We start from the raw sequence: 14,245 nt of genomic DNA, 5'->3' as shown, positions 1-14,245 counted from the left end.
GGACTCAGCACAGGTCCTGGTAGGGGGCGCCCGTCACGTGCCGGCGCCACTCGTCCTCGGTGATGGGGTCGCCCCGGTTGCTGCAGATCGCCTCGACCGCGTCCTCGGCGTCGACGAGCCAGCTGCGCACCACGCCGTCGTCGCCGGTGGCGACCAGACGGTCCCCGACGAAGCGCACGTCGTTCATCCGGTCGCCGGCGGCGGACAGGGCCGCGTGGACCGCCAGGTCCGCGGCGCCCACGGTCCACATCCACACGAACTTGTCGCCGGAGGCGCCGGCCAGCAGGGTGCCGTCCTCGGAGAAGTGCAGTCCCTTGACGGAGGACAGGGCGTCCGAGGTCTCCGCCACGGGCCGGGGGGCGGCGGGATCGGCGACGTCCCAGAGGCGCACCCGGCCGCCCTCGGTGCCCACGGCCAGCAGCTCCGCCACCGGGGAGAACGCGATCGAGGTGGCGACGGAGTCGAGGGCCAGCTCCGCGGTGCGCCGCGGCGCGGCGGGGTCGGTGACGTCCCAGAGCTCCACGCCGTTGGCGTCGTCGGCGGCGGCCAGGAGCGTGCCGTCCGCGTCGAAGCGGGCGGCCTCCGTGCCGCCGAGCGGAATGCTCGCCACCCGCCGGACGGGTCCCTCCGGGGCGCGGCGCAGGAGGGCGATCTCGGTGCCGACCTCGGACCACGCCGCGATCGTGCCGCCGTCCGTCGTGACGTCGGCGCCGGTGACGCCCGCGCCGATGGCGTCGGCCCGCTCCGGCGCCTGCGGGCGCCCGTCCTCCAGGGGCCACACGAGGACGTCCCCGTCCTCCGTGCCCCCGGCCACGAACGAGGCGTCCGGGGCCACGGCCCCGGCGTACCAGAGGGCCTCCCCGGCGGGGGCCTCCGGGGGCGGCAGCGGCCGGGGGGACTCCTCCGTGACGTCGAAGAGGGAGACGATGTCGGGGCCGATGCCGACGGCGCTCAGCACGGTGTGCTCCCGGTCCACGGAGAGCTGGTAGACGGGTTCGCCCCGCCGTTCGATGACGGGTCCCCGCCGGTCCCAGGCGCGCGTGGTGCCGTCCTGGGAGGTGGTGAGCACCCGGTCGCCCACGCGCAGGGCGCTGGTGACCCGGGCGGCGGTGGGGAAGGAGTCCACGCGCGCGAGGTCGGAGAGCCGGTGCACGTAGGCGCTCTGGTCGAAGCTGGCGGCCACGACGTGCTCCCCGTCCGGGGTGAGGGCGACGTCGCTGATCCAGCTGCCGAAGTCCGTGATGGTCCCGGAGCGGGAGACCTGCTCCCCCTCGACGTCGTAGAGCCGCAGCTCGCGGGCGCTCAGCCCCGCGGCGAGGCGCGCGCCGTCGTCGCCGAGGTCCAGCGCCCGGACGACCCGCCCGGTCGGGACCGGGTCGAGGCGCTGCGTGCGGCGGCCGTCCGTGGCGTACCGGACGATCTCCCCGGACGTCCCGCCCGCGTACACCGTGCCGTCGGGCGCCGCCGCGAGGGCCAGGACGTCGGCGTCCTCCCCCAGCTCCAGGGGCGGCAGCCGCACGGGGGCGCGGGGGTCGTCGAGGGACCAGCGCAGCACCTCGCCGCGGGCCCCGGCGAGCAGCTGCCGGCCGTCGGGCGAGAGGACGACCGCGTTGACCGGCGTCTCCGCGCCCACGGCGAGACCGCCCAGCCGGCGGGCCGGGCGGTCGGTGACGTCCCACAGGCTCACGTGCCCGCGCCCGCCCACCGCCGCGAGGACGCGGCCGTCCACCGCGCGGAGGTCCACGTCGCCGAGCCCGGGGGCGCCGTCGACCACGGCCAGGTCCTCCCGGTTCTCGTGCAGGCTGCTGCTGTCCCGCCACACGGACAGCCGGCCGTCCCCCGCGGCCCGGGCGACGACGGAGCCGTCGTCCAGCGCCGCGAGCCGGGACGCGCCGTCCGGGCCGAGCCACCGCTCCGGGGCGTTCACCGCGGTCGCGTCGATCAGGGCGGAGGTGCCCTCCCGGGTGGGGGCCATCCGGTAGGCCGCGAGGCTGAGCTGCGAGGCCAGGTTGGGCGACTCCCCGCGGATGCGTGAGGCCTCGAGCGCGGTCTGGCGGGAGAGCGCCTCGTCGCGGGCGGTCTCCGCGACGGTCTGGAAGCGCTCCGCCCGGAGGCCCAGGGCGCCCGCCACCACGGCCGCGCAGACGGCCAGCGCCAGCAGGACGAGGGCCACGTGGCCGCGCCGCTCGATCTCCCGGGCGCTGCGCTTCTGCCGCTCCAGGGCGTCCTCGTAGTGGCGTTCGCTCTCCTCCAGGTACTCGCGCTCGGCCGGGCTCAGCAGCGCCTGCTGGCGCGGGTCCCCGGTCCAGTCCCGGAAGGACGCGAGCTGGCCCAGCGGGATCAGCGCGAGCGGGTCCCGGTCGTTGGCCAGCCACATCTGCGTGGCGCGCTGCAGCTGCTGCCGGACGTAGAGGTCGCGGCGGCTGTCCTCGATCCAGCGGCTGAGCCGGGACCAGTGGTCCAGCAGGGACTCGTGGCTGAGCTGGATCTCGTCCCGGTCGATGGTCAGCAGCCGGGCGCGGGCGAAGTCCTCGACCACCGCCGCCCCGCCCTCCGGCAGCTCCTCCCGGAGCACCGGGGTGCGCACGACCGTGGCGGAGGTCCCGGTGCCGACCACGCGCACCAGCCGCAGGAACACCGCCCGGGCCACCTCCCGCTCCCGCGGGCCGAGCCGGGCGTGCACCTCCTCGGCGCGGCGCTCCACGGCCTCCGTGATGCCGCCCGCCGCGTGGTAGTCGGCCACCGTCAGCTCCCGGGAGCGGGCGTGCTCCCAGGTCCCGAGCATCGCCTGGGAGAGCAGCGGCAGCAGGCCCACGCCGACCTCCGTGCCGCGGGGGGCGACGTCCCGCAGGACCACCTCGACCAGGTCCGGGGAGACGCGGGCGCCGACCGCGGCCGCGGGGCCCACCACGATCTGCTCGAGCTCCTCCCGGGTCAGCGCGCCGAGCAGCACCGGCCGCTCCAGGGCGGCGCGCAGCTCGGCGTGCCGGCTGGCCGTGCCGAAGAAGTCCGCCCGCAGGCCGACCACGACCACCCGGTCCCGGCTCGCCGCGGCGAGCCGGTCCAGGAAGCGCCCGGGCTCCTCGTCGTCCCGGGCGCCCGTCCAGAGCTCCTCGAGCTGGTCGACGACGAGCAGGTCCGGTGCCGTCCCGACGGCCTCCGCGAGCCGGTGCACGGGGTCGAGGCCCGGGGTGGTGGCCACGGCGCTCCATCCGTGCAGGGGCCCGCCCGCGGCCCGCAGCCGGCCGAGCAGTCCCGCGCCCAGCAGCGAGGACTTGCCTGCCCCGGAGGCCCCGACCACGGCCAGGATGCGGGGCCCGTCCGCGTCGGCGAGCCGGGCCACCCGCTCGTCGAGCACGGCGATCTCCGCGGCGCGGCCGAAGAAGTGCGCCTCGTCCTCGGGACGGTAGGAGCGCAGGCCCACGTACGGGGTGGAGTCCGGCCGGACGGGGGTGCGGGAGCGGTTGACGTCCGCCCACCACAGCTCGGCCGGGCGCTCGTCGGTCAGCCCGAGGGCGTCCAGCAGGGCCGTGAACTCCCCGCGCAGGGCCGGTCCGGGCAGGTGCGCCCCGCTGAGCCAGCCCTGGATGGTGCTGGCGGGGACCCGGCACGAGGCCGCCAGGGCGCGCACCGACAGGCCGCGGCGGCGGCGGGCGGCGCTGAGCTGCTCGGCGAGCCGGGGCCGTTCGGCGCCGGGTCGGGGCGAGGCCACCGGGAGCCTCCTGGGGGGTCGTGGACACGGGGGACCCTGGCATCGTAAGGCGGCTTGCCGGCGCACCGGCAATGTTGCGCGCCGGGGGCGTCATGGGCCCGGGACGTGCTAGAGCGGGGCGGGCCGGACCCGGCCTGCGTCCCAGGGCACGGCCCAGCCGAGCGCCGTGAGCACCCGGTCCAGGAGCACTCCGGTGAACCCCCAGACGGTCACGGTGGACGCGGTGCCGGCCACGGGGACCGTGAAGGCGGGCGAGCGGTAGGTCTGCCGCCCGCGCGTCACGGTGGCGGAGTGCCGGTTGGCCGGGTCGATGAGGTCCAGCACGGGGACGCGGAACACCAGGGAGGACTCGGCGTGGTCCACGACGTCCACCGGCGAGGACTCCCGCCACCAGCCCAGCACCGGGGTGACGAGGTGGTTGGAGACGGGCAGCGGCACCGGGGCGAGGGCGCCGAGCACCTCCACGCCCCGCGGGTCCAGCCCGGTCTCCTCCTCGGCCTCGCGGACGGCGGCGCGCACGTGGGCGGCGCTGACCTCTCCCCCGGGCACGGACAGCACCTCGTGCAGGTCCCCGTCCTCGGGGTCCAGCCGGCCGCCCGGGAAGGCCACCTGGCCGGGGTGGGAGCGCAGCGTCGCGGCCCGCTGGACGAGCAGGACGTCGAGGTCCCGCCCCACCCCCTCCCCGTGCTCGGCGGCGCGCGAGGGCAGGTCGTCGAGCGCCCCGAAGAGGATCAGCACGGCCGAGCGGCGGTAGTTCTCGTCGATCCTGCCGATCCGCCACGGCTCGCGGTCCTCCATCTGCAGCAGCCGGCCGTTGCGGGCCACCCGCAGCAGGTCCTGGTAGGCGTCGCCCGTGCGCCGTCCTCCCCGCCCGTCGGTGCCGCTCACGAGCTCAGGGGCCAGCCGTCGGCCTGCAGCTCGGCCCGGGTCCGGCCGGCGAGGAACAGCTCCAGCAGCTCCTCCCGGCCCGGGGCGAACTCGTACTTGAGCAGCGCCGCCGCCTGGGCCGTGTCCGTGGGTCCCTCGCCGTAGGACGGGCAGAGGTCCGCGACGGGGCACACCCCGCACGCGGGCCGCCGGGAGTGGCAGATGCGCCGCCCGTGGTAGACGAGCCGCTGGGACAGGTCGGTCCAGTCGCGGGGCTCGAACAGCGCGGCGACGTCCCGCTCGACCTTGACCGGGTCCTCCTCCTCCGTCCAGCCGAAGCGGCGGGCCAGCCGGCCGAAGTGGGTGTCCACGGTGATCCCCGGGATCCCGAACGCGTTGCCGAGCACCACGTTGGCGGTCTTGCGGCCCACCCCGGGCAGGGTGACGAGGTCCTCCAGCCGCCCGGGCACCTCGCCGTCGTGGTCGTCCACGATCTTCTGCGCGAGCGTCCGGATCGCCCGGGTCTTGGCCCGGTAGAAGCCGAGCGGGCGGATGATCTCCTCGATCTCCGCCTCGTCCGCCTCGGCCAGCGCCCGCGGCGTGGGACAGGCGGCGAACAGCCGCGGCGTGGTCGCGTTCACGCGCACGTCCGTCGTCTGGGCGGAGAGCACCGTGGCCACGAGCAGCTCGTACGGGGAGCGGAAGTCCAGCTCGGCGACCGCGTACGGATACGCCTCGGCGAGCACCGCGTTGATCCGGCGGGCCCGCCGCTTGCGCGCCAGCGGGGACTCCGGCGCGCCGGTCCGGCGGCGCCGTGCGGCACCGGCGCGCGCCTTGGCGGGGTCCACGACGCGCAGGTGGGCGGGCGGACGGGGCACAGCGGGGAGGACCATGCCCCGATTCTAGGCGGGGCGCCCGGAGCGCTTCCGTGACTCGGCGCGGCGTGGCCTCTGTGGAACCGGGTGCACCGATCGTCTAGGGTGAAAACGACACTATGTGAGCTGTGACACGGACGTCCGGTGCCTCCGGGGGTCCGTGCGCGGTGTGCCACGAGAAGGGAAGACCACATGGCTTCGGAGACCACACCTGTCGAGACCAAGACCTTTGCCCCGAGCCCCGAGTTCGCGGCCCAGGCCAATGCCACCGCGGAGCTGTACCGGCAGGCGGAGGAGGAGGGTGTCGACTTCTGGGGCCGCCAGGCACGGGAGCTGCTGAGCTGGAACAAGGAGTTCACCGAGGTCCTCGACTGGACCAACCCCCCGTTCGCGAAGTGGTTCCAGGACGGCACCCTCAACGCGTGCTACAACGCCGTGGACCGCCACGTGGAGGCCGGCAACGGGGACCGGGTGGCCATCCATTTCGAGGGCGAGCCCGGCGACAGCCGCAGCTACACCTACGCCCAGCTCAAGGACGAGGTGTCGAAGGCCGCCAACGCCATGGAGAGCCTCGGCGTGACCAAGGGCGACCGCGTGGCCCTCTACCTGCCGATGATCGCCGAGGCCGTCATCGCGATGCTGGCCTGCGCCCGCATCGGCGCGATCCACTCCGTGGTCTTCGGCGGGTTCTCCGCGGACGCGCTGCTGTCCCGCGTCGAGGACGGCGAGGCGAAGCTCGTGGTCACCGCGGACGGGACCTTCCGCCGCGGCAAGCCCTCCATGCTCAAGCCGGCCGTGGACGACGCCCTGTCCCGCGGCGGCTCCACCGTGGAGCACGTGCTCGTGGTCCGCCGCAACGAGGCCGACATCGAGATGACCGAGGGCCGGGACGTGTGGTGGCACGAGGCCGTCGAGGCCGCCTCCGCGGAGCACACCCCGTCAGAGCAGGGCGCCGAGGACCCGCTGTTCGTCCTCTACACCTCGGGGACCACGGGCAAGCCCAAGGGCATCATGCACACCACGGGCGGCTACCTCACCCAGGGCGCGTTCACCCACAAGTACGTGTTCGACCTCAAGCCGGAGACGGACGTCTACTGGTGCACCGCCGACGTCGGGTGGGTCACCGGGCACTCCTACGTCGCCTACGCGCCCCTGGTCAACGGCTCCACCCAGGTGATCTACGAGGGCACCCCGGACTCCCCGCACCGCGGGCGCTTCTGGGAGATCGTGCAGAAGTACAAGGTGTCCATCATGTACACCTCCCCCACCGCGATCCGCACCATGATGAAGTGGGGCGAGGAGATCCCGGCGGAGTACGACCTCTCGTCCCTGCGGGTGCTCGGCACCGTGGGCGAGGCCATCAACCCCGAGGCGTGGACCTGGTTCCACCGGGTCATCGGCGGCGGCCGCTGCCCGATCGTCGACACGTGGTGGCAGACCGAGACCGGCGCCATCATGATCTCCCAGCTGCCGGGCGTGACGGTCGCCAAGCCGGGCTCCGCCCAGGTGCCGATGCCCGGCATCAAGGTCGACGTCGTGGACGACAACGGGCAGCCCGTGCCGAACGAGACCTCGGGCTTCCTCGTGCTGCGCGAGCCGTGGCCCGCGATGCTGCGCACCATCTGGGGCGACGACGACCGCTACGTGGACACCTACTGGTCCCGCTTCGGCGAGATGTACTTCGCCGGTGACGGCGCCAAGCGTGACGCCGACGGGGACGTGTGGATCCTCGGCCGTGTCGACGACGTCATGAACGTCTCCGGCCACCGCCTCTCCACCCCGGAGATCGAGTCCGCCCTGGTCTCCCACCCGTCCGTGGCGGAGGCCGCGGTGGTGGGCGCCACGGACGAGACCACCGGCCAGGCCGTGATCGCGTTCGTGATCCTCTCCGACCAGGCCGCGGCCGAGGACCGGGACAAGGCCGAGCTGTCCGAGGAGATGCGCGCCCACGTGGGCAAGGAGATCTCCCCGATCGCCAAGCCCAAGAAGGTGCTCATCGTCCCGGAGCTGCCCAAGACCCGGTCCGGGAAGATCATGCGCCGGCTGCTCAAGGACGTGGCCGAGGAGCGCGAGGTCGGCGACGTCTCGACCCTCGCGGACCAGACCGTGATGCAGCAGATCGTGGACTCGCTCTCCCGGTAGTCCCGCGCGCCCCGCTCCGCAGCGCCCCCTCGCCCCTGCCGCGCGAGGGGGCGCTGCGGCGCCCGGGGGCCGGCCCGGTGCCCGGATGAGAGGATGCGGGCATGACCAGCACGCGCAGACCGATCTACGTCCTCAACGGCCCCAACCTCAACCTGCTCGGCGTCCGGCGCCCGGAGGTGTACGGCACCACGACGCTCGCGGACATCGAGGAGGCCGTGCGCGCCCGGGCCGCCGCGGGCGGCTGGGGCGTGGCGTTCCACCAGTCCAACCACGAGGGCGTCCTGGTGGACCTGATCCAGGAGGCCCGGACCGAGGGCGCGGCGATCATCATCAACCCGGCGGCGTTCACCCACTACTCGATCGCGATCCACGACGCGCTCGAGGCCGCGGAGCTGCCGGTGGTGGAGGTGCACCTGTCCAACGTGCACCGGCGCGAGCCGTTCCGGCACACCTCCTACGTGTCGCTGCAGGCGGACGCGGTGATCGCCGGGGCGGGCGCCCTCGGCTACGAGCTGGCGGTCGAGCACCTGCTGCGGACCCTCGAGGGCTAGGTCCTCAGGCCGCGCAGGCGCCGGAGTCCACGGCCCGGGTGCTGCCGCCGGTGGCGTCGAGCGCCCCGCGCAGCTCGTCGAGGGTCAGGGCGTAGCCGACCTGCCCCTCGAGGGCCTTGGCGAAGACGACGCCGACGACCGTGCCGTCCTGCGCCACGAGCGGGCCGCCGGAGTTGCCCTGCTGGACCTGCCCGGCCAGCTGGATGATCTCCATGGTCCCGCCGGTGCCCTGCACGGGGGCGAGCGCGGTGCCCTGCACGGTGGCGGGCCCGGCCGCGAACGGCCCGCCCAGCGGGTAGCCCATGAACGCGACCACGTCCCCGGCCGCGGGGTCCTCCCCGAGCGCCAGGGCGCGCAGCGGCAGGGACGGCGCGGAGAGGACGGCCAGGTCGGTGGCCGGGTCGAAGTAAACAACGTCGGCGGAGTGCACCTGGCCGTCCCGGGTCTGCACCACCGGTTCGTCCACCCCGGCCACCACGTGAGCGTTGGTCACCACCTGCCCGGCGGCGGTCACGAAGCCCGAGCCCGTCTGGTTCTGCCGGCACTCGACCGCCATGCCGTAGACCTGCACCACGGACTGCCCGGCCTCCTGGAAGGCGGGCGTGCTGACGCTCTCGTCGGGGGCCTCCTCGGCGGGGAACAGCAGGGCGTCCAGCTGACGGATGCCGGTGGCTCCGCCCACGGCGTTGCGCGCCTCGGTCACCGCCTCGCGCACGGGCCCGGGGGTGTTCTCGTCGATGGTGCGCAGCACGGTGGAGGACGCCACCTGCTGGGACAGGGTCGGGACGCCCAGCTGGCCGACGAGCGAGCCGAGCAGCGAGAGCACGAGCGCGGCGACGGCGACGTCCAGGGCCGCCCCGGCGATCCGGTTGAGCGCCCCCAGGCGCATCCGCTCGGTCACGGCGGACAGGGCGCGGCCCAGCACCCCGCCCAGCATCTGGCCCACCACCAGGAGGACGATCACGGTGACGAGCACGGCCCCCACCCGGTACTGCGGCTCCACCTGCGCGCTGACCCACGGAGCGGCCGAGAACGCGGCCACGCCGCCGAGCACGAGCCCGGCCAGGGAGAACAGGGAGTTGAAGAAGCCGCGGCTGAACCCGTAGAAGAGGTAGCCCAGCAGCACCACGGCCAGCAGGACGTCGAGCAGGTTGAAGGACGGGGACATCGGGTTCCTCTGCGGGTTCTGTGGGGCCGGCGGCCGGGGAGCGAGCCACCAGCATAGGGAGCCCGGCTGTGAGATGCGTGAGGCGTTCCTGTCGCCGCACCCGGCCCGCCACGCCCGTCCTTGGGAATCGCGCGCCGGAGACACTACAGTGAACGTCAGGTACGTTAGGTCGCTCACACACTGGTGCGGGCGACTCCCGCTGACATCGGCCGCCGCGGGCCACGGCCCGGCGGCGGCACTTCTTGAGGAGAACCATGGATATCGACGTCCTCCGCCGCGCTCCCCTGTTCGCGTCCCTGGACGACCAGGCGTTCGCCGCCCTCACCGAGGAGCTCACCGAGGTCGACCTCTCGCGCGGCTCCACGCTGTTCCACGAGGGCGACCCGGGCGACCAGCTCTACTTCATCATCTCGGGGAAGATCAAGCTCGGCCGCACAGCCCCGGACGGCCGCGAGAGCCTCGTGGCGATCATGGGCCCGGGCGAGCTGTTCGGCGAGATGGCCCTGTTCGACCCGAGCCCTCGGTCCACGTCCGCGACCGCCGTGTCCGAGACGCGCCTGGCCGGGCTCAAGCACGAGAACCTCAAGAAGGTCATCGAGCGCTCCCCCGACGTCTCGGCGCAGCTGCTGCAGGCCCTGGCCCGCCGGCTGCGGCGCACCAACGAGAGCCTCGCCGACCTCGTCTTCTCCGACGTGCCCGGCCGCGTGGCCAAGGCGCTGCTGGACCTGGCCGACCGGTTCGGCCGGCCCGCCACGGACGGCATCCTCGTGGCGCACGAGCTGACCCAGGAGGAGCTGGCGCAGCTCGTCGGCGCGTCCCGCGAGACGGTGAACAAGGCGCTGGCCGAGTTCGTCCAGCGCGGCTGGATCCGGCTCGAGGCGCGCGCCGTGGTGATCCTGGACCTGCAGCGGCTCAAGCAGCGCAGCCGCTGAGCCCCGCCCCACGGCAGCGGCCCGGTCGCCCTCGCGGGTGACCGGGCCGCTGCCGTGCCCGGTCCGGGTCACGGCGGGCGGACCGGGGCGGCCGGGACGAGGCTTCAGGAGAGGTCGAGGCGCAGCACGGGCCGGCCCTCGTGCACCTCGAGCACCGGGTTGCGGGCCACCACGGCCCGCTTCTTGGCGAGGAAGGCGATCGCCGAGGAGCACTCGGCGACGGACTCGAGCATGCACTGGACGCCCGGCGAGGAGAGGTCGTCGATCGTGCGGCCCACGGTGTCCTGCCGCCCCACGAGGTCCCCGAGCCAGCTGCCCTGGGGGTCGGCCACGGCCTGGGCGGCGTCCACCCACCGGCCCCAGACGCCCTTGGACTCCAGCACGGTCGGGGCCTGCCCGTCGGGGACCACCGCGGTGAAGTAGTGGATGTCGTAGCGGCGGTGGGCGAAGTCGGAGGTGACCCAGTGCGCGAGGGGCTTGAGCAGGTCGGAGCGCAGCACCAGGCGGCGCCGTCCCAGCACCTGGGCGAGGGACACGTCCCCCACCGCGAGCGCCTCCCGGGAGCGCATCCACTCGGCGCCCTCCACCGACTCGACGGTGCTCATCGAGTCCGCCCCCGCGAGCAGCACGCCGGTCTCCTCGAAGGCCTTGCGGACCGCGGCGACCACGGCGCGCCGGGCCCGGCCGAGGTCGCCCTCCATGCCGAGCTTGCGCGCCCAGTCCGAGGGGCTGGGGCCCGCCCAGTCGAGGGGGTCGTCGTCGTGGGACTCGAGGGTGCCGCCGGGGAAGCCCACGGTGCCGAGCGGGGAGTTGCCCGGCCGGTAGGTGAGGTAGGTCTCCACGCCGTGCTCGCCGTCCCGCACGAACACCACGGCGGCGGCCGGCGAGGGGGCGCTGCCCGGGATGCCGGCGCCGCGCTCGAGCCACGCCTGCGCGGCCTCGCGCTGGCCCTCCGGGATCTCGAACCAGCGCACCACGGGCAGGCGCCCCGTCCGCGGGGACGGGACCGGCGGTTCAGCGGAACTCGGCAACGAGCTCCACCTCGACCGGCGCGTCGAGCGGCAGGACCGCCACGCCCACCGCGGAGCGGGCGTGCACCCCCGCGTCGCCGAAGATCCGGCCCAGCAGCTCCGAGGCGCCGTTGATCACGCCGGGCTGGCCGGTGAAGCCGGGGTCGGAGGCGACGAAGCCCACGACCTTGACGACCCGGACCACCCGGTCCAGGTCCCCGACGGCCTCCTTGACCGCGGCCACGGCGTTGAGGGCGGCGCGGGCCGCGAGCTCGTGGGCGTCCTCCGGGGAGACGGTGCCCGCCGCCCCGGACGCGGACACCTTGCCGGTGGCGGGCAGCTGCCCGTCCACGAAGGGCAGCTGGCCCGAGGTGTGCACCCACGAGCCGGTGACCACGGCGGGCACGTAGGCGGCCACGGGGGCCGCGACCGCCGGGAGCTCGAGGCCGAGCTCGGCGATGCGGGTTTCGACGGCGGAGCCGTTGCGCATGGAAGTCCTCCGGGGTTCTCGGGGGCGGCGGCGTCGGGCCGTCAGCCCTTGGGGCGCTTGAAGTAGGCGATGGGGTTGGTCTGGACGGGCGCGTTCACGTTGCCGGCCGGGACGTCGGCGGGGGTGGAGCCGGGCAGCACGGTGACGAGCTCCCACCCGTCGTCGCCCCAGTTGTCGAGGATCTGCTTGGTGGCGTGGATCATGAGCGGCACGGTGGCGTATTCCCAGGTAGTCATGGCCCCAGCGTAGCCACGAACGCCCGGACGCGCTCCGCCGTGACGGGCGGCACACAGGCCGCGGCCGGGTTCGCGCTTGTAGACTGTCCGAATGGCTTCCCGCAAGTACCCTGCCGCGCAGGCACCGTCGGCCCTGGGCAACGTCGTCGCGTTCATCGCCACGAGCATCGTTGCCGGCATCGTGGCCGCCGGTCTCCTGGTCCCCCCCGCAGCCGCCACGGGCCTCGCCGCGAACGCCTCCATCGGGTGGTTCAAGGACCTCCCGGCCCAGATGGAGGCGGGGCCGATGTCGCGCGCCTCCACCGTGGTGTCCCGGGACGGGACGGAGATCGCCACGTTCTACGCGCAGAACCGCACCCCCGTGAGCCTGGACGAGATCTCCCCGCACATGGAGGCCGCGATCCTCGCCATCGAGGACCGCGACTTCTACGAGCACGGCGGCGTGGACCTCGGCGGCATACTGCGCGCCCTGGGCAACAACATCATCCGCCCGGACGCCCGCCAGGGCGCGTCGACCATCACGCAGCAGTACGTGAACAACCTGCTCATCGACTCGCAGGTGCGGGCCGGTGAGGAGGCCACGACCATCGGCGCCGACAAGGGGTACACGGACAAGATCAAGGAGATCAAGCTCGCCCTGTCCATGGAGCAGGAGCTGAGCAAGGACCAGATCCTCGAGGGCTACCTCAACATGGTGCTCTTCGGCGGGCAGAACTACGGCGTGGAGGCGGCGGCCCAGTACTACTGGGGCATCCCCGCGTCCGAGCTGAGCATCGCCCAGTCCGCCGTGCTGGCCGGAATGGTGCAGTCCCCCAACTACTACGACCCCGCCGCGAACCCGGAGGCCGCCACGGAGCGGCGCAACATCGTGCTGGACACGATGCTCACCACCGGCGCGATCACCCCGGAGGAGCACGCGGCCGCGGCCGCCGAGCCGATCGAGGTGGACCTCAATCCCACGAACTCCGGGTGCACGGCCGCCGAGATCGCCCCCTACTTCTGCGACTACGTGGAGAACTCCATCCTCCAGGACTCGGCGTTCGGCGAGACCCCCGAGGAGCGGCTCAAGACCCTGCAGCTCGGCGGGCTCACCATCACCACCACGCTCGACATCGAGGCCCAGCGCGCGGCCCAGGAGGCGGTCAACGAGACCCAGCCCCGGGACGACAACCCGGACAACGTCTCCACCGCGCTCGTCTCCCTCGAGCCCTCCAACGGGGACATCGTGGCGATGGCGCAGAACACCTACTACTCCACGGCGGAGGGCGACTCCAACACCACGTACAACTTCAACGTGGACTCGTGGATGGGCGGGGCCGGCGGCTTCCAGGTCGGCTCGACGTACAAGCCGCTGACCTACGCCGCCTGGCTCGACGCCGGCAACGGCGCCGAGGACGAGATCGACGCCACCCGGACCAAGTGGCCCGCCGACCACCGGTGGGACGCGTCCTGCCTGGAGCGCGGCTACAAGATCGAGCCCGGCAACAACGGCGAGGGCTTCGAGATCCAGAACGCGGAGCCCGGCTACACCCGGGAGATGGAGGCCGACTTCGGCCTGTACAACTCGATCAACACCGCGATCTACGCGATGGCGGAGGACCTCGACCTGTGCGACATCGGCGAGATCTCCGAGTCGCTGGGCATCGTCAACGGCAAGAACGGCGAGCCCGTGGACACCACGGTCCTGGCGTCCCTGCTGGGCGGTTCCGTGGACATCTCCCCGATGACCATGGCCCGGGCCTACTCCGCGTTCGCCAACCGCGGCGAGATGTGCGAGCCGCGCGCCCTCGAGCGGGTCGTGGACTACACGGGCAAGGAGTACGACATCCCCGAGACGTCCTGCGAGCGCGTCATCAGCGAGGACGTGGCCGACGGCGTGAACTTCGCGCTCAACCAGACCCTGATCCGCGGCTCGGGCTGGCAGCGGGAGATCGGCCTGCCGGGCGCCTCCGCGGCCAAGACGGGCACCACGGACAACTCGACCCAGACCTGGATGGTGGGCTACACCCAGGGCCTGGCCACCGCGTCGTGGGTCGGCAACTACGAGTTCGGCTCCCGGTCCCTGAACGGGCTGTCCATCGGCGGCGAGCGCACCGAGGGCGACGACTGGGTGGACGGCTCCACCTACGCCGGCGGCCAGTGGCAGCGGTTCATGCGCGAGGTGGCGCGGGACTACGACACGGACAAGTTCGAGGAGCCCGACGACGACGTGCTCGAGGGCCGCAACGGCACCTCGGAGCCCGGCTGATCCCGGCAGCGTCG

The 14,245-nt window shown here is 73.8% G+C and carries 11 protein-coding genes; 4 read left to right on the top strand and 7 right to left on the bottom strand.

Annotated features, from left to right (window positions below; translation table 11 throughout):
- Positions 1 to 4: 4 nt before the first annotated feature.
- The 3 genes from ACPYN7_RS00430 to nth form a co-directional block, all read right to left on the bottom strand.
- Positions 5 to 3,712 (bottom strand): helix-turn-helix domain-containing protein, encoded by a 3,708-nt coding sequence (locus tag ACPYN7_RS00430; protein WP_424346363.1) that lies wholly within the window; start codon positions 3,710 to 3,712, stop codon positions 5 to 7.
- Between the two features lie 108 nt (positions 3,713 to 3,820).
- Positions 3,821 to 4,510 carry an NUDIX hydrolase gene (locus tag ACPYN7_RS00425; RefSeq protein ID WP_157571242.1) on the bottom strand — a complete coding sequence of 230 codons (690 nt, stop codon included), beginning with the start codon at positions 4,508 to 4,510 and terminating at the stop codon, positions 3,821 to 3,823.
- Positions 4,511 to 4,596: 86 nt separating this feature from the next.
- Positions 4,597 to 5,472, bottom strand: coding sequence for an endonuclease III (nth, locus tag ACPYN7_RS00420; RefSeq protein ID WP_368824847.1), 876 nt, complete (start codon positions 5,470 to 5,472; stop codon positions 4,597 to 4,599).
- Between the two features lie 174 nt (positions 5,473 to 5,646).
- Between nth and acs the strand changes: the two genes are divergently transcribed.
- Positions 5,647 to 7,596: an acetate--CoA ligase gene (gene acs / locus ACPYN7_RS00415; protein ID WP_424346362.1), complete on the top strand. Its 1,950-nt coding sequence runs from the start codon at positions 5,647 to 5,649 to the stop codon at positions 7,594 to 7,596.
- 101 nt (positions 7,597 to 7,697) lie between these two features.
- On the top strand, positions 7,698 to 8,147 hold the full coding sequence (gene aroQ / locus ACPYN7_RS00410; RefSeq protein WP_058872396.1) for a type II 3-dehydroquinate dehydratase: 450 nt from the start codon (positions 7,698 to 7,700) through the stop codon (positions 8,145 to 8,147).
- Positions 8,148 to 8,151: 4 nt separating this feature from the next.
- Here aroQ and ACPYN7_RS00405 read toward each other — a convergent pair whose 3' ends face one another.
- On the bottom strand, positions 8,152 to 9,315 hold the full coding sequence (locus ACPYN7_RS00405) for a MarP family serine protease (RefSeq protein WP_058872395.1): 1,164 nt from the start codon (positions 9,313 to 9,315) through the stop codon (positions 8,152 to 8,154).
- Between the two features lie 254 nt (positions 9,316 to 9,569).
- On the opposite strand from ACPYN7_RS00405, the gene ACPYN7_RS00400 reads away from it, so the two are divergent.
- A complete protein-coding gene (locus ACPYN7_RS00400; RefSeq protein ID WP_017832519.1) occupies positions 9,570 to 10,247 on the top strand; it encodes a Crp/Fnr family transcriptional regulator in 678 nt (225 codons plus the stop codon).
- A gap of 104 nt (positions 10,248 to 10,351) precedes the next feature.
- On the opposite strand, the gene ACPYN7_RS00395 is transcribed toward ACPYN7_RS00400, so the two are convergent.
- The 3 genes from ACPYN7_RS00395 to ACPYN7_RS00385 are packed head-to-tail and all read right to left on the bottom strand — an operon-like array spanning position 10,352 to position 11,983.
- On the bottom strand, positions 10,352 to 11,278 hold the full coding sequence (locus tag ACPYN7_RS00395; RefSeq protein ID WP_424346361.1) for an NUDIX hydrolase: 927 nt from the start codon (positions 11,276 to 11,278) through the stop codon (positions 10,352 to 10,354).
- Positions 11,262 to 11,747, bottom strand: coding sequence for a RidA family protein (locus ACPYN7_RS00390; protein ID WP_058872394.1), 486 nt, complete (start codon positions 11,745 to 11,747; stop codon positions 11,262 to 11,264). The genes ACPYN7_RS00395 and ACPYN7_RS00390 overlap by 17 nt, the downstream gene beginning before the upstream one ends.
- 41 nt (positions 11,748 to 11,788) lie before the next feature.
- On the bottom strand, positions 11,789 to 11,983 hold the full coding sequence (locus tag ACPYN7_RS00385; protein ID WP_031282517.1) for a hypothetical protein: 195 nt from the start codon (positions 11,981 to 11,983) through the stop codon (positions 11,789 to 11,791).
- Between the two features lie 91 nt (positions 11,984 to 12,074).
- On the opposite strand from ACPYN7_RS00385, the gene ACPYN7_RS00380 reads away from it, so the two are divergent.
- The gene (locus ACPYN7_RS00380) at positions 12,075 to 14,231 is read left to right on the top strand and encodes a transglycosylase domain-containing protein (RefSeq protein WP_058872393.1); all 2,157 of its coding nucleotides are present in this window, start codon (positions 12,075 to 12,077) and stop codon (positions 14,229 to 14,231) included.
- Positions 14,232 to 14,245 lie beyond the last annotated feature (14 nt).

Source organism: Kocuria sp. CH-021, from assembly GCF_049716185.1.
Classification (GTDB): Bacteria; Actinomycetota; Actinomycetes; order Actinomycetales; family Micrococcaceae; genus Kocuria; species Kocuria cellulosilytica.
Note: the sequence above shows the minus strand (reverse complement) of the source record. Positions and strands in the feature narration are given on the sequence as shown.

Coding starts and splice junctions, on each gene's coding strand:
- ACPYN7_RS00425 (WP_157571242.1), bottom strand. CDS start 4,510: ATGGAGGACCGCGAGCCGTGGCGGATCGGCAGGATCGACGAGAACTAC.
- nth (WP_368824847.1), bottom strand. CDS start 5,472: ATGGTCCTCCCCGCTGTGCCCCGTCCGCCCGCCCACCTGCGCGTCGTG.
- acs (WP_424346362.1), top strand. CDS start 5,647: ATGGCTTCGGAGACCACACCTGTCGAGACCAAGACCTTTGCCCCGAGC.
- aroQ (WP_058872396.1), top strand. CDS start 7,698: ATGACCAGCACGCGCAGACCGATCTACGTCCTCAACGGCCCCAACCTC.
- ACPYN7_RS00405 (WP_058872395.1), bottom strand. CDS start 9,315: ATGTCCCCGTCCTTCAACCTGCTCGACGTCCTGCTGGCCGTGGTGCTG.
- ACPYN7_RS00400 (WP_017832519.1), top strand. CDS start 9,570: ATGGATATCGACGTCCTCCGCCGCGCTCCCCTGTTCGCGTCCCTGGAC.
- ACPYN7_RS00390 (WP_058872394.1), bottom strand. CDS start 11,747: ATGCGCAACGGCTCCGCCGTCGAAACCCGCATCGCCGAGCTCGGCCTC.
- ACPYN7_RS00385 (WP_031282517.1), bottom strand. CDS start 11,983: ATGACTACCTGGGAATACGCCACCGTGCCGCTCATGATCCACGCCACC.
- ACPYN7_RS00380 (WP_058872393.1), top strand. CDS start 12,075: ATGGCTTCCCGCAAGTACCCTGCCGCGCAGGCACCGTCGGCCCTGGGC.